Origin of the sequence: Aeromonas sp. 82P (assembly GCF_051919365.1) — a bacterium.
Lineage (GTDB): Bacteria > Pseudomonadota > Gammaproteobacteria > Enterobacterales > Aeromonadaceae > Aeromonas > Aeromonas veronii.
The window spans coordinates 3,130,965-3,156,888 of record NZ_JBQBEV010000001.1; the positions used below are offsets into that span (position 1 = coordinate 3,130,965).

The window sequence follows — 25,924 nt, forward strand, 5'->3', positions numbered from 1 at the left end:
GTAATTATAATACCACCGTATGTAGCGCTACAATATTAAATAAAAGTTCTGTATAGAACAAAGATTACAAAATGAAAATTAAACTTTCGGATATGTAATTATAACTCTCCGGCCATCCATAGACCGAAGAGCTTAGTGTTAATAAATAAGCGATTGCCAATCTTGCGACAACATTTTCCAAGTGCAGCATCTGTACTTCTTTTACTTAAGCAGCGCAATAATATCTGATAATTCATACCGTCTATACTTGCTTCTCTAACTGGCACCCAATTATCAATATTCATAGCGAGCTCTTGAACCATATTACTCATAAAGCAATCTCCAAAATAGTGTTAATAATGAATTGAGTTAATCAATGTGAGTTGACACATACAGCCTATCAGCAAGATTCAGAATATATCAAGCAATATTTTTACTTTCTTTAATTACTAAGAAATTATATTTTGGCTCATATTTGTTAACTTTAACTCTCTGTAATATTAATACTCTTCAGAGGGAAGAATAATATTGTTAAGTATTAAGAATGTCTCCAAACACCGCTGTGATAGCTTGTTTTTTATTCTCTGTTGAATGGTGCACATACCGCTGTGTTGTGACGATTGTCTTGTGCCCCAAGACCTCTTTGATAACCGACAGCGGTTGACCACTCATCGCAAGATAAGAGCCTGTTGTATGCCTTAGACTGTGGAATACAAGTCCGGTGATCTCAGCCTGCGTCAAAGCGGCATACCAATGCTTATCGAAGTGTTTGAATGGAAAAAGGGGATCATCAGGGTGAGGAAACAACCAGCCATTCCCGACCTCTCGAAACTCTGTTAGTTCAGTCAGGCAAGCTCCAGTAAGCGGTAAAACTCGGTCTGTGCCGTTCTTAGTGTCACTTAGGTATGCGGTCTGATCTTGGAAGTTGATCGAGCTCCAGCGTAATCCCAGGAGCTCGGAGCGCCGAGCCCCAGTGCTTACAGCCATCAGTACAAGCAAGTGAAGACGCTCCCACTGGCTCACTTTACAAGCTGCTAATAGCCGATCCAGTTCCTCACGAGATGCAAAACGCTCACGCTGGCGGGCCTCTTTGATTTGCTTTATCTGACGGGCAGGATTGTGCTGACAATCATAACGGTCATTTATGAACTCGAACACGGAGGACAGCGCGGACTTGTACCGATTGTGGGTAGCAGCAGCCATGCCTTCATCCAACATCGACTGAAGGCACTTTTTAACGTCTTGTTTTGTGATTCTGCCGATTAGCTTGTCGGCACCAATCGCACAGGCCCACCAGTTGAGACGCCCTTTCACGTTGGGGTCTTTGCCGGTGTGCTGGTCGAGATACTCAGCTATAGCGTCTTGGAGAGATAACGTATTGAGCGTGACGTTAGCCAATGTTCCGGCCAAATCAGCATTGAGGGTAATCAAAGCAGCGAATTTTTCCGCTTCTTTTTTAATTCTAAATGTTTTAGATACGCGAGAACCCTCCCGCATGAACTCCACACGGTAGGTTTTTCCTTTTACACCTTTTCGCTCTTGAACTTTAGCCATTCGACATCTCTCCGCCTGATTGCGCCTAGAAGATGTCAACTCACACTGACTAAGTTTGTGGCTTTACCTTTAAAATCAACATGTTAGATGGTGCCCGAGGCCGGAATCGAACCGGCACGACGCGAACGTCGAGGGATTTTAAATCCCTTGTGTCTACCGATTTCACCACTCGGGCACCGCAATCGGTATCAAGCTCGCGTTGCGGGCTTGTCAATATGGAGGCACGTTCCGGAGTCGAACCGGACTAAACGGATTTGCAATCCGCTGCATAACCGCTTTGCTAACGCGCCATGCAAAAGAGAGTTGGCTCTCTATTGTCTGAATTTGGAGCGGGAAACGAGACTCGAACTCGCGACCCCGACCTTGGCAAGGTCGTGCTCTACCAACTGAGCTATTCCCGCATTGGTCTGGCTGACTGCCTGACTACGAGGACGCATTCTAGCGATGTTCCTCGCCCAGTCAACCAGAAATATTTAATTACCTGATCGTTCGGGCGTTTTTTGCCCTTTTTGAACAGTTTTAGCGCCTTTGGCCGTTTCCTGCCTCAAATCAGCGGAAACCTCACCTTGCGGCGCAAGTGACTCACAGGTTGGCGTGGTGGGTCAAATCGCCCCAGGCGGCCTTCATGTACTGGAACATCGACCAGAAGGTGAGCACGGTGGCGACATAGAGCATCACATAGGCGAGCCACACCATCCAGACGTTGTATTGCCAAATCAGACCGGTGAGCGACACCATCTGGATCATGGTCTTCCACTTGCCAATCCAGCTGACCGCCACCGAGGAGCGTTTGCCGAGCTCGGCCATCCACTCACGCAGGGCGGAGATGATGATCTCGCGGCCAATCATGGTCATGGCGGGGATAGTCACCCAGATGGTGTTGTAGTGTTCGACGATAACCACCAGTGCTGCGGCAACCATGATCTTGTCGGCAACGGGGTCAAGGAAGGCGCCAAAGGCGGTGGACTGATTGAGCTTGCGAGCCAGATAGCCATCAAACCAGTCGGTGGCAGCGGCCAGAATAAAGATGATGGCGGCAGCCAGATAGGACCATTGATAAGGCAGATAGAACAGGATGACGAAGACGGGAATGAGCAAAATCCGGAAAAACGTCAACAGGTTAGGTATGTTTGTCATTATTTTCAGCCACTTCTTGTACGTCGCTACATAGTGCGCCAAAGCCGAATTGCGATGCAACCGCACTGGCGCCCGTCTTGGTCTTTTTAATCCATCAATCTTCTCAAAATGCGAGGGCCATTATGGCATTTACGGCCCCCCCGCGTCACGGCTCTTGTGCATCAAGGAGTTAGCGATTTTGCCATGCCGCAAACCCTGCTCAGGCGCTGTGCAAACCATCGTGGATGGTCTGGGCCAGCTCCTGACTGATGCCGGGTACCTTGGCCAGTTCATCCACGCTCGCCTTTTTGACCTCCTGCAGGCCGCCCAGATATTTGAGCAGCGCCTGCCGCCGCTTTGGCCCCACCCCCGGAATATCCTCCAGACTGCTGCTGGTGCGGGCCTTGGCACGCCGCGCCCGGTGGCCGGTAATGGCAAAACGGTGGGATTCATCGCGAATATGCTGAATAAGGTGCAAAGCGGGCATATCTGCCGGCAAATGCAACTCTTCGTGACTTTCCCCCATAATGAGAGTTTCCAACCCCGCCTTGCGGGTGACCCCCTTGGCAATCCCCACCAGCAGCGGATATTTGCCGCCGAGGAACTCCAGCTGACGGGCCAGGATCTCTTCGGCGCGGCGCAACTGGCCGAGACCACCGTCAATAAACAGCACATCAGGCACCTTGTCCGGCTCCTGCTGCTTGCCAAAGCGGCGCTCCAGCGCCTGCTCCATGGCCGCGTAGTCATCGCCGCCGGTGATACCGTCGATATTAAAACGACGATATTCCGATGAGAGCGGCCCCTCCCGGTTGAACACCACGCAAGAGGCCACCGTGCGCTCCCCCATGGTGTGGGAGATATCGAAACACTCCATGCGGGCGATGGGGCGCTCCAGCTCCAGCAGCTCTTCCAACTGGTCGTAGCGGGCGGTGATGGTGCTCTTGTGAGCCAGCCGCGAGCGAAGCGCCGTCTCGGCGTTGATGGAGGCGAGCTTGATAAAGCGGGCCCGCTCGGCGCGGGTACGGCTCACCACCCGCACCTTGTAGCCTGCAGTCTGGCTCAGGGTCTCGGCGATGACGCTTTCATCTTCGAGAGCCACATCGAGCAGCACCTCGCTCGGGATCTGCCGCCCCCCCTGCCCCGACAGATAGAACTGCAGCAGGAAGGATTGCACCACCTCGTCAAGCGGGGTGTCAGCCGGCACTTTCGGGAAGTAGCTGCGCGAACCCAGCACCTTTCCCTGACGGATAAAGAGCACGTGGATGCAGGCCACACCTTGCTGGAAGGCGACCCCCACCACATCCAGCTCGTCCAGCACGTTGCCGCTCACCGACTGCTGTTCGGTAACCCGGCGCAGCGCCAGGATCTGATCCCGGTAGCGGGCTGCCTCTTCAAAGCGCAGATCGCCGCTGGCGGACTCCATCTTGCCCACCAGCTCGCCAATCACCTGCTGGTTCTTGCCCGCCAGAAACAGTTTGGCCAGCTCCACCTGCTGGGCATATTCGGCTTCGCTCACCAACCCGGGTACGCAAGGGCCAGCGCAACGCTTGAGCTGGTAGAGCAGGCAGGGACGGGTGCGGTTGGCATAGACCGCATCTTCGCACTGACGCACCGGAAATATTTTCTGCATCAGATGCAAACTCTCGCGCACCGCGCCACCAGAGGGGTACGGGCCGAAGTACTCCCCCTTCACCTTGCGGGCACCGCGATGGACGCCGATGCGTGGATGCTGGTGCGCAGTGATGATGATCCAAGGGTAGGATTTGTCGTCCCGCAGCAGCACGTTGTAACGGGGCTGGTACTGCTTGATGAGATTGTGCTCGAGGATCAGCGCCTCAGTCTCGGTGTGGGTGACGGTGACCTGGATATCGGCGATCTGGCGCACCAGGGTGCGAGTCTTGATGCTGTCGACGTTGGTGCGAAAGTAGGAGGCGAGCCGCTTTTTCAGATCCTTAGCCTTGCCCACGTAGATCACGGTGCCACCGCTGTCATACATGCGGTAGACGCCACTTTGATGGGTGACGGCGCTCAGAAACGCCTTGCTGTCGAAGAGAGGTTCGGGAGAGAGGGTCATCAGCTACTCGGCTCACACAAAGGCAAAAATTGACGGGCAGAGCATACTGCCCCCGCCGCCTGAAAAGCAAAAGGGCAGAAAAGCAAAAAGGCGGCACGCGCCGCCTTTGTGACCACACGCCACCCGATTAGAGGGTATCGGCATCCAGCATGCCATAGCGAATGGCCAGATGGGTCAGTTCCACGTCACCGTTGATCCCCAGCTTGCTAAACAGACGATAGCGGTAGCTGTTGACCGTCTTCGGGCTCAGATTGAGCTGCTCGGAGATATCGGTCACCTTCTGCCCCTTGGTGATCATCATCATGATCTGCAGCTCGCGCTCGGAGAGGGACTTGAAGGGATTCTCGTCAGCGGAGGCAAACTGGCTGAGGGCCATCTGCTGGGCAATCTCCGGGGAGATGTAGCGCTGACCGGAGTGCACCAACCGGATCGCTTGGATCATCTCGTCAGGGGCAGCCCCCTTGGTCAGGTAACCGGCGGCGCCTGCCTGCATCACCTTGGTGGGGAACGGATTTTCTGAATGAATGGTCAGCACTATGATGCGCACATCGGGGCGGATCCGCAGAATTTTGCGGGTCGCTTCCAGACCACCAATACCCGGCATGTTCATGTCCATCAGGATCACGTCCGGATGGTGTTGGCGACAGAACGTAACTGCGGTCTCGCCGCTCTGTGCCTCACCCACCACCTTGATCCCGCGCACATCTTCAAGAATGCGTCTTATCCCTGTACGCACCAGCTCATGATCATCGACCAGGAATACATTTATCACCCAAACACCCCGTTTTATCTCGTTTTAGCCGCCCGGTTAGGGTTAACAGGGCGTCTTGCATCATAACCAAACTCGTCGCTTTGGCAAACCATGCACGCCAAAAGTTTGAGAAAACCCATGTTTAGCGTTTAAAATCAAATAATTATATAAATTTTCAAAACAAAAAACGGTGCCTTGCGACACCGTTTTTCATGACGTTAGTGCTGTGGCCATCACTTGGCCAAAAAGGCCCGCACCTTCTCCAGATCGGCCTGGGTATCCACCCCGACCGGCGGCGCTTCAAGGGCCTGGGCGACGTGGATCTTCTCCCCGTACCAGAGCACCCGCAGCTGCTCCAGCGCCTCGACCTGCTCCAGCACGCTCGGTGCCCAGTCTACGTAACGCTGGATAAAGCCAGCGCGATAGGCGTAGATACCGATATGACGCTGGTAGTGGTCACCAATCTGCTCATGGCTCTTGGCAAAGCGATCCCGATCCCAAGGAATGCTGGCTCGACTGAAGTAGAGGGCGTAGCCATCCTTGTCAGTCACCACTTTCACTGCGTTCGGGTTGAACGCCTCTTCGGCATCCTTGATCGGCACCGACAAGGTCGCCATCGGCGCCGTGGCGGCGGCCAGATTATCCGCTACCTGACGAATGATGGCGGGCGGAATGAGCGGCTCATCCCCCTGCACATTGACGATGATGGTATCGGCGGCAAAGCCGTAGTGACGGCACACCTCGGCCAGACGCTCGGTGCCGGACTGGTGATCCGGTGAGGTCATGCACACCTCTACGCCGGTGCTCTGCAGTGCCTGCTGTACCCGCTCGTCATCGGTGGCAACGATCACCCGATCGGCACCGGATTGCAGAGCTTTCTCCACCACGTGCTGCACCATGGGTTTACCATGGATATCCGCCAGCGGCTTGCCCGGCAGACGAGTTGACGCATAGCGGGCAGGAATGACGACGACGAAACTCATGACGGCAGCTCATCGCTGTTGAGCGGACGGGCACGGTTCTCCAGCAGCACCGGGATGCCCTCTTCCAGCGGATAGGCCAGCTTGTCGAAGCGGCAGACCAACTCATGAACTGCTTTGTTGTAATGCAGCTTACCCTTGCAGACCGGGCAGGCGATGATGTCGAGCAACTTGATGTCCAAAGCCAAAACGATACTCCTTCAACGATGTCGCGCTGGCGGCTTCATCACGCCAGCGATGGATGTCGAGCAACCAGATATTCCATACGGGACCGCTATTGGTCCACTTCTCCCTCGCTCAGGCAAGGGAGATTAATCTTGCGCCTTGGTCGCACCCTTTGCCTTCGCCCCCAGCTTGTGCAGCAGGGCATCGAGCAGGGAGGCGGGCAACTCGGCACTGACCGGCAGATACCACCAGTTTTCGAGGGCAAACGGGCGGCACTTGACCGCATCCTTCTCGGTCATCAGCAGCGGCTTGCTGGCAAAACGGCCCACCAGCTTATCCCGATCAAAGGGATGATGATCGCCGTAGGCGGCCTGCTGTTCCAGCTGATAGCCGAGCCCTTCCAGGGTGGCAAAGAAGCGGGGCGGATGACCAATCCCCGCCAGCGCATCGACCGGACCGGCCAGCGGCGTGGCCAGCGGGGTATCGTCGCGCACCCGGCGCGGGGTGTCGGCGACCAGTTGCATGGGGTACTCCCCCTTGCCCGGCTCGCCGCCGTTGCAGATGATGGCGTCCACCCGTTTGAGACGAGTGACCGGCTCGCGCAGCGGCCCCATGGGCAGCAGGCAGGCATTGCCGAAACGGCGCATCCCATCGACCACCACCAACTCGATATCGCGGGCCAGCGCATAGTGCTGCAGGCCGTCGTCGGTGATGATGATATCCACTTCACCGCTCTGCTCCAGCAGTCGTACCGCGTCAGCCCGTTTCGGGGCAACCACCACCGGACAGCCGCAGCGCCGGGCAATCAGCACAGGCTCATCTCCAGCCTGCGCCGTGGTGCTGGTCTCATCCAGACGATAGGGATAATAGGGCGCCTTGCCGCCATAACCACGGCTCACCACCCCGGGTCGATAGCCACGGGCTTGCAACTGCTCCACCAGCCAGACCACCACCGGCGTCTTGCCGTTGCCCCCCACCGAAATATTGCCCACCACGATCACCGGCAAGGAGGCGCGATACCCCTTGCGCCAACCGTGACGATAGGCATAGCGGCGGCTGCCGCTGATGATGGCAAACAGCAGGGCAAAGGGGGCCAGCAACCAGCGCCAGCCACTCTTTGCATACCAGAGCCGTTCCAGCATCAGGCTTTGCTTCCCACGTTGCCAAACTGAATGGCGCGCAGCTGGGCATAGGTGCCGCACTGCTCCATCAATGCTTCGTGGTTCCCGCGCTCGACGATATGACCTTCGTCGATCACCAGGATCTCGTCTGCCTTCTCGATGGTGGAGAGACGGTGGGCGATCACCAGCGAGGTACGCGCCTTGCAAAGCTCGTCGATGGCCGCCTGAATGTGGCGCTCGGACTCGGTATCGAGGGCCGAGGTGGCCTCATCCAGCAACAGAACCGGCGCATCGCGCAGCAGAGCGCGCGCAATGGCAACACGCTGGCGCTGACCACCGGAGAGGGATGCACCGTTTTCGCCAACCACAGTGTCATACCCGTTGCTCATCTTGCTGACGAACTCGTCGGCATGAGCGATACGGGCGGCCTGCACGATCTGGTCGCGGCTGTATTTGTCTTCTGCCGCGTAGGCGATGTTGTTGGCCACCGAGTCGTTGAACAGGTGAACATGCTGGGAGACCAGCGCGTACTGCTTGCGCAGCTCACTCAACTTGTATTCGCGGATGTTGATGCCGTCCAGCAGGATCTCGCCCTGATCGATGTCGTAGAAGCGGGTCAGCAGGCTGGCAATGGTACTCTTGCCAGAGCCGGAACGGCCCACCAGCGCCACCGACTTACCCGCCTCCACCTTGAAGCTGACGTTGTGCAGCGCCGGGGTGTCCTTGGTCGGGTAGGTGAAGGTGACGTTGCGAAACTCGATCTCGCCGCGAGCACGCTCCAGAGTGCGGGTGCCGGTATCCTGCTCCGGCTCGGTGTCGAGCAGGCCAAACAGGCTGTGGCAGGCGGTGATGGCCCGCTGGAACTGGTTGTTGACGTCGGTCAGGCTTTTCAGCGGCTTGAGCAACATCATCATGGAGGTGATCATGACGGTAAACGTACCGGCAGTCAGAGTTGACTTGACGCTGTCGATGGTCGCGACGTAGAGGAAGGCAGCCAGCGCGATGGAGGCCACCATCTGCACCACAGGGCTGCCGATGGCATCGGCGGCGACCATCTTCATGGTCTGCTGGCGCATGTTGTTGCTGACCTGGAAGAAGCGTTTCTCTTCCACCTTCTGGCCACCAAACATCAGCACCTCTTTGTGCCCTTTGAGCATCTGCTCGGTGGAGGTGGTGATATCCCCTACCGCCTGCTGGATGTGACGGCTGATCTGGCGGAAACGGCGGCTGATAAGGCCGATGATGACCCCCACCAGCGGGCCAACCACCAAAAAGATCACTGACAGCTGCCAGGAGTGCCAGAACATCAGGCCGAGCAGGCCGACCACGGTCGCCCCTTCCCGCACCAGGGTCACCAGCGTGGTGCTCGCCGCCGAGGAGACCTGACTGGCGTCATAGGTCACCTTGGAGAGCAGATGACCGGTGTTCTGACGGTCGAAGAAGCTCATCGGCATTGCCACCATGTGATTGAACACCTGCTGTTGCAGACGCATCACAACGTGGTTGCCGACCCAGGCCATGCAGTAGTTGGAGAGAAAGTTGGCGACACCGCGCAGGGCCACGATGCCGAGGACGAAGAAAGGCATCCATTTCAAAACGGTGCTGTCGTTGCCATTGATGCCCTGATCGATCAGCGGCTTGATGGAGTAGACAAAGGTGGTATCCACGGCGGCGTAGCCCAGCATCCCGATGATGCCACCGACCAGGCCCAGCTTGCGATCACGGACATAACCGAGCAGGCGTTTGAATACTGGCCAGCTCTCTTGTGAGGTTTCTTGTTGCATGAATAGCCGTTAGTAATGGAAATGACGGGCTATTCTAGCCAAAGCGCAGGCTTACACCAAGCGCCGCCACCTATATCGCATTCCTACACGGCAGAAACGGCCGATTATTGCTCAAACCACACTCGCGGTCGCCACCACTCACCACTTCGCCGGTACCAGGGCCCCAGATCTCGCTCGGCGGTGACGCTCAAGCCCGCTGCGGTGGGTTCGACCAGCATCGCCCCTTGCTGACCGGTGATCCACTGGCGGGCATCCCGATAGCGGGCCACCACATCGGGACGGGGAAAGCCCCACTGATTCATAAAGCCGGCGCTGTGGATCACATCCTTTGCCGCCACCGCCGCGACAAACGGGGGCGTGGAGGAGGTGCGACTGCCATGATGGGGGCTCACCAGCAAGGTGCTGGCCAACCCCTCTCCCTCCAGCGCCACCAGCCGTTGCTCGGCCTGCCGCTCGATATCGGCACTGAGCAGCACGCTGCGCTGCCCATCGCTGATACGCACCACGCAGCCATCGTTATTGCGCCCGCCACCGGGGCGTTCTGGCCAGAGCACTGCAAACGAGAGCCCCTGCCAGCGCCACTGTTGCCCACGCTGGCAGAGCGTTGTTCCCTCACTGAAGGGGTAAGAGGAGAGCTCGTGGCGCACCGGCATGGCGTTGAGCAGTCGCTTGCGATTGCCGGCATGGTCCCGATCCTTGTGGCTGATGATGAGGCGATCAATCACCCGGATCCCCAGATGGCTTAGCTGGGGCAGGATCACCGCATCCGCCATGTTGTAGCCTCCGGGATAACGATCGCCGGTGTCATAGAGGATGGCACGCTCCCCCTTGCTGATCAGCACCGCCAGCCCCTGTCCCACATCCAGCACCCGCAGTTGCCAGCGGGCAGGCGTTGGCCAGAGCGCCAATAACAGCGCACACAGACCCGGTAGCCAGAGCCCGCGTGCCGGGCACCACTGCGCGGCGAACCAGAGCAGCAACAGCAGGGTGCAGAGTGGCAGCCACCAGCCGGGCAGTGGCCACCACAGTTGCAGTTGATCGGAAAGCCAGCTCAGGATCGTCAGCACCCACCCGAGCCCCAGATCCGCCAGCCAGAACAGGCCGTAGGCAAGCGAGGTGGATAGCGGCGCCAACAGCACACCGATCAGCGCCAGCGGGATGATGGCGATACAAAAGAGCGGCACAGCCAGCAGGTTGATCACCATGGCAAGGGGCGCTATCCCCTCGAACAACGCCAGTTGCAGCGGCAGCAGACCGAGCAGCAACCAGAGCTGGATCTGCCAGAGCCCCGGCTTGTCGTGGACATATCCCACCAGCAGCAAGATGGCCACCGCCAGAAACGAGAGCCAGAAGCCGGCCGAATAGAGGGCGAAGGGATCCCAGAGGGTCAATACCACAAAGGCCCACAGCCAGATGCGCCAGGCCGGCCACTCCCGCCGGCTCCAGCGCAGCACACTCCACACCAGCACCATGATCAGGGCCCGCTCGGTCGCCACCGCAAACCCCGCCAACGCGCTGTAGACGGCGGCAAACAGCAGGGAGGTGATGATGGCGCCGCGCAGACCAAACAACCTGCCCAACCACCACCCGAGCACCGCCACCAGCGCGATGTGTTGCCCTGAGATGGCGATGATATGGGTCAGGCCGCTGCCGCGAAACAGCTCCCACTGGGCATCCGTGATGCCGCTCTGCTCGCCAAAAGTGAGCGCCACCAGCAAGGGGGCATGATCAAGTGGGCGCCAACTCTCGGTCGCGGCCCCCAACCAACGTTCACGCCAACCCGCAGGTGCCTGTTGAATGTCGATCATCCGGCGCAAATTGCCGGTGGCGGTGATCCCCTTGCCCAGCAGCAGACGCCGCCCATCCAGCCCCGCCTCGTTGGCAAGACCGTGAGCCGGTTTCAACGAGGTCACCAGGGTGATCCGGCTGCCTACCGTCATGGCGGGTAATGCCTGATAGGCATTGACCCGGATCAGGGGCTCAGGTGTCACCGGTTGCTCGTCGAGGGTGCTCACCCGCAGCAGCAGCCGGACAAATTTATCCCCCTCGGGCTCTGCACTTTGCAGCTCTGCGGTTATCATGTGGCTCGTCTGATCGCCCAACCGCTCCAGCCAGGCCAGCCGATAGGCAAGATTGGCCTGCATCCAGAGGATGCCGAGCAGGAGAAACAGCCACCGCCAGGCACGGCAATATGCAAGGGGGATCAGCAGGGACAGCAACAGGCCCCCCCATGCGAGTGAAGGTAACCATGGCCAGAGCAGTGAGGAGCTTGCCCCCAGGGCAAACGACAACAGACGCAGATCCATGGAGCAAGTATTTAGCAAGGTTTCAATATGCCCAAACGACTCATTAAACGCTGGATGCCCGATCAGCAAACCCTGAAAGAACACAAGCACCTGCGGCTGTTCGGCAAACTGCTGCTCGATGCCAACCTCTGGCACCTCAACCGCCGCTCGGCCGCCGGGGCATTTGCGGTGGGCCTCTTCATGGCCTGGGTGCCGCTCCCCTGCCAGATGCTGCTGGCCGCCGGAGGCGCCATCCTGTGCCGGGTCAATCTGCCGCTCTCGGTGGCGCTGGTCTGGCTCTCCAACCCCTTTACCATGCCGCCCCTGCTCTATGGTGCCTATCTGGTGGGTTGCCAGTTGCTGGGACATTCGGCGCAGCAGATAGAGATTGAATTCACCTGGGAGTGGCTGGTCTCGGTACTGGGCACAGTGGCACCGCCGCTGTTGCTGGGCTCGCTGATCCTGGCACTGCTCAGTTCCCTTATCGGCTACACCCTGATCCGCACCTTCTGGCGGATCAGCACGGTGCGCCAGTGGCAAAAACGCAAGATGGCCCGCCCATGCTGAGTCGCTGGTTTGCCCGCTTCAAGCTAGATCCCGACACCCTGCGCCAGCAGAAGTGGTTTGCCCTGTTTGGTGAGCGACTGCTTGCCCCTGCCCTCTGGCAAGGGGGCACTCGCGCCCTGAGTGGCGCGGTGGCGGCCGGTATCTTCGCCTGCTGGTTCCCCATCCCGATGCACTCACTCATCGCAGTCGGTCTGGCGCTGGCATTCAGCCTCAACCTGCCGCTGGCACTGCTGGCGGTCTGGTTCAACAATCCGCTGACCCTGCCATTCATGTATCTCTACGCCTATCGCACCGGTTGTCTGGTACTGCACCAGACACCGGAGCCTTTCCACCTCAGCTGGACCCTCCACTGGCTGGAGCAGGAGGCTGCGACCCTGGTGCCCCCCTTCCTGCTCGGCAGCCTGCTGCTGGCGGTACTCACCGCCCTGAGCGGCGGCGCCCTGACCGCGCTGCTGCTGCAACTGCGCAAGCTGTGGCAAGGTGCCCGCCACCACTGAGCCGCCCTTACCCTTGTTTGGCGATCAGCCGTTGACGATCAAAAAAGCCCGTCACCAAGGTGACGGGCTTTTTCATGGCATAGTGCTGCATTGTGCCAGAGCATCAGGCGATGCGATTACAGCACCTTGGCAATGGCCTCGCACAGGGGATCGATATTGGCGCGGGTAATACCGGCCACGCTGATCCGGCCTGAGCCGACGATGTAGATGGCAAATTCGCTCTTGAGGCGCTCCACCTGCTCCTTGGTGAGGCCGGAGAAGGAGAACATGCCGTTCTGCTCGCGGATAAAGCTGAAATCCTGGCTCACGCCGAGGGCAGCCAGCTTCTCTACCAGCAGTTCGCGCATCTCGCGAATACGCACCCGCATGGCGGCCACTTCTTCGACCCACTCGGCATAGAGAGCCGGATCGCTCACCACGGCGGTGACCACAGCGGCGCCGTGTGACGGCGGGTTGGAGTAGTTGGCACGGATCACTGTCTTGACCTGAGTGAAGGCCACATCGGCGATCTCCTTGGTCGCGCTGACCAGCGTGAAGGCGCCGACCCGCTCGTTATAGAGGCCGAAGTTCTTGGAGAAAGAGCTCGCCACCAGCAGCTCGTCATGGCACTCGGCGAAGATACGCAGGCCTTCGGCATCCTCTTCGATACCACGGGCAAAACCCTGATAGGCGAAGTCAAACAGCGGCAACCAGCCGGCAGCAGCACTCTGCTTGGCCAGCGCACGCCACTGATCGCTAGTGGGGTCGATACCGGTCGGGTTGTGGCAACAACCATGCAACAGCACCAGCTCACCCGGCTGCACTTCGGCCAGCGAGGCCTGCATGGCAGCAAAGTCGAGCCCCTTGGTCGCGGCGTCGTAGTACTTGTACCACTTGACGGTCAGGCCCGCGGCCTGGAACACGCTGACGTGGTTGGCCCAGGTGGGATCGGAGATCCAGATGGTCTTGGCCAGACCGTTGCGCACCACGAATTCGGCCGCGATACGCAGGGCACCGGTACCGCCCGGCGCTTGCGCGGTCTTGGCGCGACCGCTGGCAACCAGCGCAGAGTGCTGCCCGAACAGCAGTTGCTGCACGATGCGGCCATATTCGATATTGCCTTCAATACCGAGGTAGTTCTTGGTCTTCTCGTCGGTCAGCAGCTTCTGCTCGGCTTTCTTGACGCAGTGAAGAATGGGGGTGGCACCGGACTCGTCCTTGTAGATCCCTACGCCCAGATTGATCTTGTGGCTGCGAGAGTCAGCGCGGAAGGCTTCGGTCAGGCCCAGGATCGGATCCGCTGGGGCGGCAACAACCTTTTCAAACATGGTATTCCCTGTATTCCGTTGAGTTCGTTGGGTGGCAAAGCGGCTTGATAAACAAAAGCGCTCATCTGGCGAGCGCTTCGTCAACTATTTATATCACCGCGTTCAATGGGGGAAAACCGCTTTTTGGCTCGCTTTCAGGCCAATTTCAACCAACGGCATGCCACGCTGGCGCCAGTGCGCACACCTCGGCAGACAAGCCACCATTGGACTCAACCAAACCGCTACAAACTGCTAACAATGACTTGGGGATCCGGCTCGGCTCCCAGGGCCGAGCCTCAGTCAAAGGCTGGGCATACGCGCTGAGGATGGGAGCCAAATCACGGGGCAACCACCAGCTGGCCGGACGACCCAGCCGCTGGGCCAGCGCCTGCAGCCGATCCACCCCGGCAGGGTCGAGGGCGGTGAGATGACTCCACAACACATTGGGGGGCAAGGCGGCCACCACCTGCTGCAAGGCAAGGGGAGCCGATGGGGGAGCCCACACCAGCAAGCTGCCGGGTTCAAGAGGCAGCTCGGCAAAAGCGCCGACGCTGTCTGTGGTGATCACCCGCTCGATGCTCCCCTCCCCCCACAGGATCTTGCCAAGACCCGCCAGGGTGCGATCGGGTAGGGCCACCTCCCCCAGCGCCTGCAACCAGGGGGCTGCGTCGATCAGGGTGCCGCCGCTGAAAAAGAGGCTGAACGGCTGGGCGGCGCGCAAGCGCAACAGCTGATCGGCACAGAGCCGGATCCCCTTGTCCTCGAAATCAATCTGCTCGTTGGGGGTGAAGTTCACTTCGCTCTTGCGATAGAGCGCCGCCAGCACCCGTTCGTTGACCAGCTCCCCCAATTGCCAGCCCTGAGCATGCAACCACTCCTCGGGCTCGGGGGGCGCGGTGGCGATCTCGGCCAGCATCAGCTCGCGGGTGAGATAGCGCCGCCCGGCCGGGGTGAGCTCATAGCTGTGGCTGCCATGGGCGAGCAGCAGCTGGTTATCCTTGAGCAGGCCCACCAGCGGTTGCCACTGGCGGCCACGGATCACCACTGGTGAGTGACTCAGCAACTGCTGCGCCAACGCCCGCCATTCGGGGTGACTAAAGTCGATCAATTACAATCCATCCCTGTCAGTGCTCAATCGGATAAACAGCCTGAAAAGGTACCGTTACAGACCGATGACGCCAAGCCTCCCGCGCCAATTACGTGACCTCGCTCCCTGCAATTTCCCCAAACAGAAGAGCCCACCGTGGGGCGGGCTCTTCCTTGGATAACACTCGATGCTTATTCGACGTTGAGACGCAGCTCGGCGTCGTGCCAACCCAGTGGCAGGGTCAGCAGCTGATCGATCAGCTCCCGGCGATCGGATTTCTCCAGATAGGCGAGATATAGCGGACGGCTCAGCGGCTGGCCACCCTCCACCAGATGGAGCGTCCCCTGCTCGAGGAAGGGGCTGACCATCCGCCGTGGCAGGTAAGCAGCACCACCGTTGGCCAGCACGAACTGCAACGCCATGCTGGCGGAGCTGGAGTGCAGCACCGGGGTCTTTTGCAGGCTCTGCAAGCGGCTGGGTTGCGGCTCGAAGCTGGTGCCCCAGTCGAGGTGGATGTGCGGCATCTGCATCAGGTTGTCGGCATTGGCGGCCGGATCCCGGCTCACCAGCTCGAACACCAGCTCACCGATGGGATGCAGGGCAATCTCGTCGATCTTGGTGGGCTCGGAGAGCAGGGCCAGATCGAGGGAGCGCTCCAGCAACTGGCGGCAGAGGTGCTCGCGGGATGCAGTTTCCAGCCGCACCGCCAAACCGGGCGCCAATGCATAGATGTGATTGAGCCAGTCGTTGAAATCGAGCTCCCAGAACACCGCGGGCGCGCCGATGGCCAACTGCTGGCTGAATCCCGGCGAGAGCGCCACATCCTGCTTGGCACGACCAAGGGTGTGCAAGATGGCGTCTGCGTATGGCAGCAGACGCTCACCGGAGGCGGTCAGGCGGATGTTGTTACGATGACGGGCAAACAGACTGACACCCAGTTGCTGCTCTAGCTGGCGGATCCGGAAACTCACCGCCGACTGGGTCAGGTAGAGATTTTCAGCAGCCCGGCCAAAGTGCCGGGTCTTGCTCACCTCGATAAAGGTCCGAAGCAGCTCGGTATCCATTAATCGATAGACTCGTCACTGCCACCGCCGCTGCCACCACCGACATCAAAGCTGCCGCCACCGCTGCTCTCTTCGCTGGCGCCGCCAACGACGGTGCAGAGGCGATGAACGCGCTTGGGACCGATCACCTTGAGGTATTTGAACCACACCTTGGCATGGGGGTTGGCACCGGCTTCGCCGGATTTGACCTGTTCGACGAAGGCGGACTCGACATCGTCACGGGGTGCAAGGTTGCCCTGGTAGAGTGCCAGCATGGCGGTACCATACTTTTCCAGACTGTCCGCTTCGGCCACAGTGAATTCGCCACTGCGACGCAGGCCACGGGGAAAATGTTTGAAGTCGTTGAAACGCTTGTCTGATTCGAAGCTCATAGTGCTCTTTTTTCTGGTTAGTTTGACCTTTGCGGGCAAGTATCATCAGGCCATCGCCGAGTGCAAAATCAATTTTCTCACTATGTTAATAAATATCTTTTATCGAAGTCGCTTTGCCCCATCGCTGACGCCGATTTTGTGGCATAACACACAAAAAACGTTGATAAATAATAAACTTATGTAAACGTGCAGCCAATTTGCACGTCACTTTTTGGACTGTGCAGGCAAAAATAAAGCGCCATACGGCGCTTTATTTATCACATCAGGTGAACCAGCTGAACCTTTGGTTCAAACATGCTTACTCAATCATGGCCGGTTGGGCCAGGTTGTCGGCACGCCACAGACGGTAGCGCACTTCATACTCCTGCGGCACGTAGATCACGAACGGCAGTTTTGAGTTGTAGTTCACGAAGAAGCCCTGACCGTAGATCTGGACGAAGGTCTCTTTCTGCTGGTTATCCGGGCACATCATCAGGGTGCTGATGGGGTCGGAGACTTTGCCCAGTTTCAGGTAGTTGTAGCCCCAGCCTTTGACGCTGTGCTGTTCCAGGTTGCCTGCAAAACGCGGTACGTTGCAATCAACCATCATCTTTTTGCCGACCTGCAGCTCGACCATCATGTCGGCTTCTTTTTCGACTTCAGGCAGGCGGATCACCACACGTTCCTGATTCACGTCAGCGGCTGGGAACATGCTGATATCAAATTTTTTCGGCTCGGCGGCGAAGGCATGGCCACCCAGCAACAAGGCGCCCAGCAGGCTAAAACGCAATACGGTTTTCATCTGTACCTCATGGGGTTGGTTCAACGCCGCTAGACTAACCGCTCTGCCGATTTCATGCCAGCGATCTGCTACGTAAAAACTGCGTAAAATGATGCAGATCCGGCACACCATGACGTGATCTGGCTATTTTCTGACAGGGCGCACACTCCCGTTGCAAGAGCCTGAAACAAAAAACGAGGCCAATTGGCCTCGCTTTGAATTCAAATGGCGCCAGAGTGCTATTTGGCCGCCTCTTGATGGGCCTTGATGACGGCGACCGCCTTGTCGGGGAAGTCGCTGAACACCCCATCCACATCGGCCTGATAGAGGAAGATATTAAGGAGATCGGTGAAGTCCTTGGCATAGGCCGGGATCTGCCCCTCATCCTGACGGAAGGTATAGGGGTGAACTTTCAGGCCCGCCGCATGGGCTTCTTTTACCATGCCGGTGAAGACCGGTTTGCCCAAAGTGCCCGGCTCGGTGACGATCATCGGTTTCCACGGGCCAATTCCTTCGGCATAGCTGGCGATGGTTTTCATCGCTCCCGGCTTGAACATCCAGTCATAGTTGTAGGGGGTCGCCTTGCCCTTGGCGTCGTAGACCATGGTCTCGTTCCAGTCGGTCTCGGCCATCAGCTGCACCAGTTTCAGATCCAGACCCATGGCGGGCATCAGCTCGCTGTTGATGCGCTTGAGTTCATCGGCATCGAAGCACTGCAGATAGACCTTGTCATCCTTCCCGGTGTAGCCGTACTCCTTGAGCACCTTCAGCACCGCCTTGGAGATATCCTTGCCTTCGTGACGGAACAGCCAGGGCGCCTTGATCTCCGGGTAGATGCCGATGTTCTTGCCGGTGCTCTTGTTGAGCCCCTGGATCATCTCGATCTCCTCCTGGAAGGTGTGGATCTTGAAGTCTGACTTCCAGAGCGGGAAGCGGGCCGGATAGACCGGTACCTGCTTGCCATCCACCAGTTGGAACGGCTCGGTCATACGCAGGGAGCGCACCTCGTCCAGGGTGAAATCCACCACATAATAACGGCCATCCGGACGGGCACGGCCGGGGAAGCGCGCCGCCACATCGGTGATGCCATCGAGGAAGTGATCGTGCATCACCACCAGCTGGTCATCCTTGGTCATCACCAGATCCTGCTCCAGATAGTCAGCCCCCATGCCATAGGCCAGCGCCTTGGACTCCAGGGTATGCTCGGGCAGGTAGCCGGAAGCGCCACGGTGGGCGATCACCACCTTGCCTTCATCGGCAGCCAACACGGGTAATGAGAGGGATGCCCCAAGGCTCAAGGCGATGAGGGAAACGGCGAGTTTTTTCATATGTGATGCTCTTTATTATTGTGTGTAGGTAATTGTTCTATCAGAGGTTTGTTGCACATTTACGGTGGAGAGCGGTGGGCAGCAGCGCACTGCCCCCCGTTACTCATCAGCTCGCCTTGCGCAGAGCCTGATGGTATTGGTCGAGCCAGATCTGCAGCATCTGCTGCTCTGACTCGTTCAGGCGCAGCCCCAGCTTGCTGCGGCGCCAGAGGATATCGTCCAGTGAACAGGCCCACTCCCGTTCGATGAGATAGCGCACTTCCGACTCGTAGAGGCCGCCACCGAAGTGAATGCCGCGATCCTCTTTCAGCCAGAGACGGGCATGGGCGCCATAAGCTTCGGCAATGCGCAGGGCGCTACGATCATCGAGCCAGTCAAACTCCAGCGCAAAGGCGCGGGCCAGCTCGCGTACCGAGCAGTCAAACTCGCCACCTGGCAGCCGGCTGGTCGCCGTCCAGTCATCCCCCATCTGGCTGAACCAGGGCTTGAGCTTGTTGCAGGCGGCCTGCGCCAGCTTCCGATAGGTGGTGAGCTTGCCGCCAAACACCGACAAGAGCGGCGCACCGTCAGACTCGCCAGAGAGCTCGAGGGTGTAGTCGCGGGTCACCGCCTGCGGTGAATCTGACTCGTCGTCACAGAGCGGGCGCACCCCGGCGTAAGTCCAGATCACATCTTTCGGCGCAATTTGGCGAGTGAAGTGGGCGTTGACCACCTTGCACAGGTAGGTAATTTCAGCCTCGCTGATCTTCGCTTCCCTCGGGCTGCCGTGATGCTCCACATCCGTGGTGCCGATGAGGGAATAGTCCTGCTGATAAGGGATGACGAAGACGATGCGGTTGTCTTCGTTTTGCAGAATATAGGCCTCTTCGCGCTCATGGATGCGCGGCACTATCATGTGGCTGCCTTTAATAAGGCGAATGCCGCGGGGGGATTTCTCGTGCAGGCTCTCGTCATAGAAGGTCTTGACCCAGGGGCCCGCCGCATTGACCAGACCACGGCAGGTGACGGTGAACTGCTCGCCCCCTTCCCGCTCCAAAGTGAGCGTCCAGTGTTTGGATCCGCGCACCGCCTTGATACAGCGGGTGCGGGTCTGCACATCGGCCCCCTTGTCACGGGCCATCATGGCGTTAAGCACAACCAGCCGGGCATCGTCGACCCAGGCATCCGAGTATTCAAATCCCTTGTTGATCCCCGCGGTCAACCCATCTTGCGGCAGGAAGCGCACGCCACAGCTCCCCTTGAGCTTGTCGCGCTTGGCCAGATTGTCATAGAGGAACAGACCGGCGCGGATCATCCAGGCCGGACGCAGGTGCGGACGATGCGGCAAGCGAAAGCGCATGGGACGGGCGATGTGAGGCGCCATACCGAGCAGCACCTCCCGTTCCGCCAACGCCTCTTTCACCAGCCGGAATTCGTAATGCTCGAGATAGCGCAAACCGCCGTGGATCAGCTTGCTGGAGTTGGACGAGGTGGCAGAGGCGAGATCTTGCGCCTCAAACAGGGCAACCTTCAGACCCCGTCCTGCCGCATCGGCTGCGATGCCGACCCCGTTGATGCCGCCACCGACGACGACCAGATCATAATGTTCGCTCATGTTCACCTACTTTCATTTTTATGATTGCTATAACAGCAATGTTTGATTTCGCTCATTTTAGAACATGAAAATACAACAAACGAACATTTTATGGCGAAAGTGTGATCGCCACAGCCCGCCAGAGGTGGCAAAGGGAACAGGTCAGCGGAGCCAATGGCGTCGGGCCAACATCGGCGGGTTAATAGCCAAAAAAACCAGATTGAATAGTGGTTTTTGCAATACCTATAAAGGGGTGAGATGAGTGCGGGACTGGGGGAGATAAAGATAAAGGAGGCCGCCCTGACGGGCGACCGGCACAGCCTTGGCGTGTTTCGCCGTCAGCAGATGTGGCAGACGATCTGGTGTTGCGCCATCAATCGCGTCAGCTTTTCCGGTGGCTCCTGATCGGTAAAGAGGGCGTGGATCTGGCTGAGATTGCCCAGATTGACCATGGCATTGCGGCCGAACTTGGTGTGGTCGGCGGCCAGGAACACCTGACGGGAGTGAGCGATGATGGCCTGGGCAATCTTCACCTCGTGATAGTCGAAATCGAGCAGGGAGCCGTCGTTGTCGATCCCCGAAATCCCGATGACACCATAGTCCATGCGAAACTGACCGATAAAGTCGCGGGTCGCCTCCCCCACGATGCCGCCATCGCGGTTGCGGATCTCGCCACCGGCAATGATGACGGTGAAGTCATCCTTGGCCGTCAAAATGCTGGCCACGTTGAGGTTGTTGGTGACGATGCGCAGCTCACGGTGATCGAGCAGGGCGCGGGCGATCGCCTCGGTGGTGGTGCCTATGTCGATAAAGAGCGATGAGCCGTCGGGAATATTGGCCGCTACCTCGCGGGCGATGCGCTCTTTCTCCTTGAGTTGCATCACTTTACGGGCGCTGTAGGCGGTATTGACGGTACTCGAATGCAGGGAGGCACCGCCGTGATGGCGCCGGATCTTGTTCTGTTCGGCGAGATCGTTCAGATCCCGGCGAATGGTCTGGGGGCTGACGTCAAAGTGGGTCACCAGATCGTCGGTCGAGACAAATCCCTGCCGCGTCAGGACGTCCAGGATCTCCAGATGTCGTTGGGTTTGCTTCACGCTTGCACTCCGATGATGAGACAAAAAAAGGCCCCGGCAGATGCGGGGCCTTTTGGCAGTTTACCTGATCCCCTTTGGGATCAATAAGCTGAGGATCACGTTTTATGCCTTATGGGCAGCCGCTTTCTTGGCCGCAACGGCAATGTTCTCATGCTTGAGGGTCATCGCCAGCAGGATGATGGAGAGCACGCAGGAGACGGTCAGCACCATGAAGCCGCCATCCCAACCGAAGTGGTCAACGGTATAACCCAGCATGGCGTTGGCTGCCACGGCGCCGCCCAGATAACCGAACAGACCGGTGAAACCTGCCGCAGTACCGGCGGCTTTCTTCGGTGCCAGCTCAAGAGCATAGAGGCCGATCAGCATGACAGGGCCGTAGATCAGGAAGCCGATAGCCACCAGTGCCATCATGTCGATGGTCGGGTTGCCGGCCGGGTTGAACCAGTAAACCAGCACAGCCAGGGTCACCAGCACCATGAACAGGATACCGGCCGGGGCACGGCGGCCCTGGAACATCTTGTCAGAGATCCAGCCACACAGCAGGGTGCCCGGAATACCGGCCCACTCGTAGAGGAAGTAAGCCCAGGAGGAGTTGTCGACGGTGAAGTGCTTGGCCTCTTTCAGGTAGGTTGGCGCCCAGTCCAGCACACCGTAACGAATGAGGTAAACGAAAGCGTTGGCGATCGCGATGTACCACAGCAGTTTGTTGTGCAGCACGTACTTGACGAAGATCTCCTTGGCGGAGAACTCCTGCTCGTGGCTCTCGTTGTAATCCTTCGGATAGTCGTTCTTGTACTCCTCGATGGGAGGCAGACCGACCGATTGCGGGGTATCACGCATCACGAAGAAGGCGATCACCGCGATGGCGGCCGCCGCTGCCGCAGGCACATAAAAGGCGCTGCGCCAGTCGTTGAACCAGCCCATCCCGAGGATAAACAGCGGGCCAATCATGCCGCCACCCACGTTGTGCGCCACGTTCCAGACCGCAACCACTTCGCCGCGCTCTTTCTGTGACCACCAGTGCACCATGGTGCGACCGCAGGGCGGCCAGCCCATGCCCTGTGCCCAACCGTTCAGGAACAACAGCACAAACATGATGGCAATGCTGGAGGTGGCCCAGTGCATGGTCCCCATCATGAACATGATGGCAGCCGAGAGCAGCAGACCGGCGGAGAGGAAGTAACGGGCGTTGGAACGGTCGGAGACGTTCCCCATCAGGAACTTGGACAAACCGTAAGCGATGGAGACCCCGGAGAGCGCGAAACCGAGATCACCACGGGAGAAGCCCTGCTCGATCAGATAGGGCATCGCCAGACTGAAGTTTTTCCGTACCAGATAGTAGCCGGCGTAACCGAAGAAGATCCCGAAAAACACCTGCCAACGCATGCGTTTGTAGAAGGGGTCGACCTTGTCAGCCGGGAGCCTGTCGATGTGCGCCGCAGGCCTGAAGAGACTAAGCATGTTCTGCTTCCTTATTGTTGTTATGGGCGGTTGAGGATGCCCTGACCATTCCGACGAATCATGTGAGTCCGCTGATTCGTAAGCGAGCCTATTGTGCTCATATGCGCTCATTTAATCTGTGATGCATGCTCAAATATTGCAGTTTTATTACAAATAAAAGCTCCAAATGAGAAATCACTCAGCAAGCGCCAGCCCTTGTGTGGCAAGGGCTGTGAGCTACCCCCTAAGTGGTAACTGGCGGTAATCAAGATGCTTTACGTCACATTTTCTTAGCAATGAGTGGGATCTTGTCCACATTTCCTATGGAGGGGGGATGGTGAAATTATTGGGAAGGGTTATTTTCTGTCACGACCGATAACGAGCGCAAACGAGCATAACGTTTGCGCAAGACGCAAAAACAACAAGGAAACGTTTTCGGCAGCAACGGATAGACACAAAAAGATAAAACGGAACATCAAACCTCTACGGGTGGATATAAGGAACAAAAGTATGAGCATACAAAGACCCAATACCCTGCTTGGCGAGTGCATCGCCGAGTTTATCGGAACCGGCCTGCTGATATTTTTCGGCGTCGGATGTGTGGCGGCACTGGTGCTGGCAGGCGCCAACTTCGGGCAGTGGGAAATCTCCATTACCTGGGGTCTGGGTGTGGCCATCGCCATCTATGTGACCGGCGGCATTTCAGGTGCCCACCTCAACCCGGCTGTAACCCTGGCGCTGATGACCTTCTGCGGGTTCGACAAGCGCAAAGTGGTACCCTACATCATCGCCCAGATGGCCGGTGCCTTCTGCTTCGCCGCCCTTGTCTATTTCCTTTATGGTAACCTTTTCACCCAGTGGGAAGTGACCCATAACGTGGTGCGCGGCAGCGTCGAGAGCCTCGGCACCGCCGGGATCTTCTCCACCTACCCCAATGCCCTGCTGACCAATATGCAAGCTTTTGCCGTCGAGTTGGTGATCACCGCCGTCCTGATGCTGGGCATCATGGCGCTGGGTGACAACAACAACGGCGCTCCCAAAGGTTTCGCAGCCGCTCTGCTGATCGGTATCCTGATCGCGGTGATCGGCGCCTCCCTTGGCCCGTTAACCGGTTTTGCCATGAACCCGGCCCGTGACTTTGGTCCGAAACTGTTCGCGTTCTTTGCTGGCTGGGGTGATGTTGCCCTGACCGGTGGTCGTGACAACCCCTACTTCTGGGTTCCGATCCTTGGCCCCATCGTTGGCGCCCAGATTGGTACCGCTCTGTATGTCAAAGTGCTGGCTCCCTGCGTCCCGGGCAACCGTGTCGTCACCACCGAGCAAGCGACCCAAACCGCCAAAGAAGAGGCTGCCGCATAAGAGCGGCCCCCTCCAACGTATAAAAACGTGGAAAATAGAAACGTGGAGAACATCATGTCTGCTGAAAAGAAATATGTCGTCGCTCTGGACCAGGGAACCACCTCTTCCCGCGCCATCGTGTTTGATCAGGATGCCAACATTGTCGGTACCTCCCAGCGCGAATTCACCCAGCACTACCCGAAAGCGGGCTGGGTAGAGCACGACCCGATGGAGATCTGGGCGACCCAATCCTCCGTCTTTACCGAAGTGCTGGCCAAGACCGGCCTGCGCAGCGAAGAGATCGCCGCCATCGGTATCACCAACCAGCGTGAAACCACAGTGGTATGGGAAAAGGCCACCGGCAAGCCCATCTACAACGCCATCGTCTGGCAGTGCCGCCGCACCGCCGCCATCTGCGAAGAGCTGAAAGCGCGCGGTCTGGAAGAGTACGTTCGCGAAAACACAGGTCTGGTGCTGGATGCCTACTTCTCCGGTACCAAGGTGAAGTGGATCCTCGACAATGTGGAAGGTGCCCGCGAGAAAGCGATGAACGGTGAGCTGCTGTTCGGCACCATCGATACCTGGCTGGTCTGGAAGATGACCAATGGCGAAGTGCACGTCACCGACCCGACCAACGCCTCCCGTACCATGCTCTACAACATCCGCGAGCTGAAGTGGGACGAGAAGATGCTGGACGAGCTGGGCATCCCCATGTCAATGCTGCCGGAAGTGAAACCATCTTCCGAGGTCTATGGCTACACCACCCGTGGCGGCGGCTCCCGCATCCCCATCGCCGGTATTGCCGGTGACCAGCAGTCTGCCCTGTTCGGCCAGCTCTGCTTTGAAAAAGGGATGGCCAAGAACACCTACGGCACCGGCTGCTTCATGCTGATGAACACCGGCACCGAGCCGGTTCGCTCCAGCAACGGCCTGCTGACTACCGTTGCCATCGGCCCGAAAGGGGAAGTGAACTACGCGCTGGAAGGTGCAGTGTTCATGGGCGGCGCCACCATCCAGTGGCTGCGTGACGAGCTGAAGATCATTCACGATGCCCGCGATACCGACTACTTCGCCTCCAAGGTGGGTGACACCAACGGCGTCTATCTGGTGCCTGCCTTCGTCGGTCTGGGTGCGCCCTACTGGGATCCGTATGCTCGCGGCACCATGGTCGGCCTGACCCGTGGCGCCAACCGCAACCACATCATCCGTGCAGCGCTGGAATCCATCGCCTATCAGAGCCGCGATGTGCTGGATGCCATGCAGCAGGACTCCGGCATCAAGCTGGCAGCGCTGAAAGTAGACGGCGGCGCCGTAGCCAACGACTTCCTGATGCAGTTCCAGGCTGACATGATGCACACCCCGGTGGTACGTCCGACCCGCATCGAGACTACCGCCATGGGCGCCGCCTTCCTGGCAGGTCTGGCAGTCGGCTTCTGGAAGAGCTCGGACGAGCTGGAAGACAAATTCAGCGTGGACCGCGAGTTCATCCCGCAGATGGACAGAGACGATCGCGCCAAACGTTACAGCGGCTGGCAAAAAGCGGTTGAGCGTTCACGCCGTTGGGCTGAAGAGGATTGATCGGGCACCCGACATTCCGTTGAGATAAACACCCAAGAGGCCGACCGCTATGTCGGCCTCTCTTTTTATGCTTTCCCTTGCCGCTTTCTGCCCCCCTTCCCCGCTCATTGCTCCCTCCTGTTTTTCTGC

General features: G+C 58.4%; 23 protein-coding genes and 3 tRNA genes. 4 read left to right on the forward strand and 22 right to left on the reverse strand.

Going from position 1 to position 25,924, the window contains the following annotated elements; genetic code table 11:
* Positions 1–98: 98 nt before the first annotated feature.
* From ACTG2S_RS14265 to ACTG2S_RS14325, 13 genes are all read right to left on the reverse strand, one after another.
* Entirely contained in the window at positions 99–284 is a 186-nt protein-coding gene (locus ACTG2S_RS14265) for a hypothetical protein (RefSeq protein WP_147277440.1), read from the reverse strand.
* A gap of 226 nt (positions 285–510) precedes the next feature.
* Entirely contained in the window at positions 511–1,533 is a 1,023-nt protein-coding gene (locus ACTG2S_RS14270; protein ID WP_139472808.1) for a tyrosine-type recombinase/integrase, read from the reverse strand.
* Between the two features lie 88 nt (positions 1,534–1,621).
* Positions 1,622–1,708 (reverse strand) — tRNA-Leu (locus ACTG2S_RS14275).
* Positions 1,709–1,749: 41 nt separating this feature from the next.
* Positions 1,750–1,823: transfer RNA gene (locus ACTG2S_RS14280), tRNA-Cys, on the reverse strand.
* A 35-nt stretch (positions 1,824–1,858) separates the two neighbouring features.
* A tRNA-Gly gene (locus ACTG2S_RS14285) sits at positions 1,859–1,934 on the reverse strand.
* A 181-nt stretch (positions 1,935–2,115) separates the two neighbouring features.
* Positions 2,116–2,670: a CDP-diacylglycerol--glycerol-3-phosphate 3-phosphatidyltransferase gene (gene pgsA / locus ACTG2S_RS14290; protein WP_031227442.1), complete on the reverse strand. Its 555-nt coding sequence runs from the start codon at positions 2,668–2,670 to the stop codon at positions 2,116–2,118.
* Between the two features lie 199 nt (positions 2,671–2,869).
* Positions 2,870–4,723 (reverse strand): excinuclease ABC subunit UvrC, encoded by a 1,854-nt coding sequence (uvrC, locus tag ACTG2S_RS14295; protein ID WP_021229373.1) that lies wholly within the window; start codon positions 4,721–4,723, stop codon positions 2,870–2,872.
* A 127-nt stretch (positions 4,724–4,850) separates the two neighbouring features.
* Positions 4,851–5,495 carry a UvrY/SirA/GacA family response regulator transcription factor gene (gene uvrY, locus ACTG2S_RS14300; protein ID WP_005337448.1) on the reverse strand — a complete coding sequence of 215 codons (645 nt, stop codon included), beginning with the start codon at positions 5,493–5,495 and terminating at the stop codon, positions 4,851–4,853.
* A gap of 212 nt (positions 5,496–5,707) precedes the next feature.
* Positions 5,708–6,457, reverse strand: a complete 750-nt coding sequence (kdsB, locus tag ACTG2S_RS14305; RefSeq protein WP_058058109.1) for a 3-deoxy-manno-octulosonate cytidylyltransferase — start codon at positions 6,455–6,457, stop codon at positions 5,708–5,710.
* Positions 6,454–6,642, reverse strand: coding sequence for a Trm112 family protein (locus ACTG2S_RS14310; RefSeq protein ID WP_005347033.1), 189 nt, complete (start codon positions 6,640–6,642; stop codon positions 6,454–6,456). The genes kdsB and ACTG2S_RS14310 overlap by 4 nt, the downstream gene beginning before the upstream one ends.
* A gap of 123 nt (positions 6,643–6,765) precedes the next feature.
* The gene (lpxK, locus tag ACTG2S_RS14315) at positions 6,766–7,761 is read right to left on the reverse strand and encodes a tetraacyldisaccharide 4'-kinase (RefSeq protein WP_439982685.1); all 996 of its coding nucleotides are present in this window, start codon (positions 7,759–7,761) and stop codon (positions 6,766–6,768) included.
* Positions 7,761–9,524 carry a lipid A ABC transporter ATP-binding protein/permease MsbA gene (msbA, locus tag ACTG2S_RS14320; protein WP_439982686.1) on the reverse strand — a complete coding sequence of 588 codons (1,764 nt, stop codon included), beginning with the start codon at positions 9,522–9,524 and terminating at the stop codon, positions 7,761–7,763. The genes lpxK and msbA overlap by 1 nt, the downstream gene beginning before the upstream one ends.
* Before the next feature lie 104 nt (positions 9,525–9,628).
* Positions 9,629–11,830 carry a DNA internalization-related competence protein ComEC/Rec2 gene (locus ACTG2S_RS14325; RefSeq protein WP_439982687.1) on the reverse strand — a complete coding sequence of 734 codons (2,202 nt, stop codon included), beginning with the start codon at positions 11,828–11,830 and terminating at the stop codon, positions 9,629–9,631.
* Between the two features lie 27 nt (positions 11,831–11,857).
* Here ACTG2S_RS14325 and ACTG2S_RS14330 point away from each other — a divergent pair, with 27 nt between their 5' ends.
* Together ACTG2S_RS14330 and ACTG2S_RS14335 are read left to right on the forward strand one after the other, a co-directional pair.
* Positions 11,858–12,376, forward strand: a complete 519-nt coding sequence (locus ACTG2S_RS14330; RefSeq protein ID WP_005350890.1) for a DUF2062 domain-containing protein — start codon at positions 11,858–11,860, stop codon at positions 12,374–12,376.
* Positions 12,370–12,873, forward strand: coding sequence for a DUF2062 domain-containing protein (locus ACTG2S_RS14335; protein ID WP_042081972.1), 504 nt, complete (start codon positions 12,370–12,372; stop codon positions 12,871–12,873). Before ACTG2S_RS14330 ends, ACTG2S_RS14335 begins: the two co-directional genes overlap by 7 nt.
* A 116-nt stretch (positions 12,874–12,989) precedes the next feature.
* On the opposite strand, the gene ACTG2S_RS14340 is transcribed toward ACTG2S_RS14335, so the two are convergent.
* The 9 genes from ACTG2S_RS14340 to glpT form a co-directional block, all read right to left on the reverse strand.
* Positions 12,990–14,180, reverse strand: coding sequence for an amino acid aminotransferase (locus tag ACTG2S_RS14340; RefSeq protein WP_019446765.1), 1,191 nt, complete (start codon positions 14,178–14,180; stop codon positions 12,990–12,992).
* 145 nt (positions 14,181–14,325) lie between these two features.
* A complete protein-coding gene (locus ACTG2S_RS14345) occupies positions 14,326–15,267 on the reverse strand; it encodes a hypothetical protein (protein WP_439982689.1) in 942 nt (313 codons plus the stop codon).
* 170 nt (positions 15,268–15,437) lie between these two features.
* A complete protein-coding gene (hdfR, locus tag ACTG2S_RS14350; RefSeq protein WP_204419214.1) occupies positions 15,438–16,310 on the reverse strand; it encodes an HTH-type transcriptional regulator HdfR in 873 nt (290 codons plus the stop codon).
* Positions 16,310–16,681, reverse strand: a complete 372-nt coding sequence (locus ACTG2S_RS14355) for a DUF413 domain-containing protein (protein WP_005350885.1) — start codon at positions 16,679–16,681, stop codon at positions 16,310–16,312. Before ACTG2S_RS14355 ends, hdfR begins: the two co-directional genes overlap by 1 nt.
* Positions 16,682–16,979: 298 nt before the next feature.
* Positions 16,980–17,462 (reverse strand): serine protease inhibitor ecotin, encoded by a 483-nt coding sequence (gene eco, locus ACTG2S_RS14360; protein WP_005337529.1) that lies wholly within the window; start codon positions 17,460–17,462, stop codon positions 16,980–16,982.
* Positions 17,463–17,680: 218 nt separating this feature from the next.
* Positions 17,681–18,769 carry a glycerophosphodiester phosphodiesterase gene (gene glpQ / locus ACTG2S_RS14365; protein WP_274160252.1) on the reverse strand — a complete coding sequence of 363 codons (1,089 nt, stop codon included), beginning with the start codon at positions 18,767–18,769 and terminating at the stop codon, positions 17,681–17,683.
* Between the two features lie 106 nt (positions 18,770–18,875).
* Positions 18,876–20,363, reverse strand: coding sequence for a glycerol-3-phosphate dehydrogenase (gene glpD, locus ACTG2S_RS14370; RefSeq protein ID WP_005350869.1), 1,488 nt, complete (start codon positions 20,361–20,363; stop codon positions 18,876–18,878).
* A gap of 317 nt (positions 20,364–20,680) precedes the next feature.
* Positions 20,681–21,439 (reverse strand): DeoR/GlpR family transcriptional regulator, encoded by a 759-nt coding sequence (locus ACTG2S_RS14375; RefSeq protein WP_368166747.1) that lies wholly within the window; start codon positions 21,437–21,439, stop codon positions 20,681–20,683.
* A gap of 102 nt (positions 21,440–21,541) precedes the next feature.
* Positions 21,542–22,900 carry a glycerol-3-phosphate transporter gene (glpT, locus tag ACTG2S_RS14380; RefSeq protein ID WP_005337540.1) on the reverse strand — a complete coding sequence of 453 codons (1,359 nt, stop codon included), beginning with the start codon at positions 22,898–22,900 and terminating at the stop codon, positions 21,542–21,544.
* Between the two features lie 489 nt (positions 22,901–23,389).
* On the opposite strand from glpT, the gene ACTG2S_RS14385 reads away from it, so the two are divergent.
* Together ACTG2S_RS14385 and glpK are read left to right on the forward strand one after the other, a co-directional pair.
* Complete coding sequence (locus tag ACTG2S_RS14385; protein ID WP_005350866.1) at positions 23,390–24,238, forward strand: MIP/aquaporin family protein; 849 nt, start codon at positions 23,390–23,392, stop codon at positions 24,236–24,238.
* Between the two features lie 54 nt (positions 24,239–24,292).
* The gene (gene glpK / locus ACTG2S_RS14390) at positions 24,293–25,795 is read left to right on the forward strand and encodes a glycerol kinase GlpK (protein WP_005337546.1); all 1,503 of its coding nucleotides are present in this window, start codon (positions 24,293–24,295) and stop codon (positions 25,793–25,795) included.
* Positions 25,796–25,924: the final 129 nt, after the last annotated feature.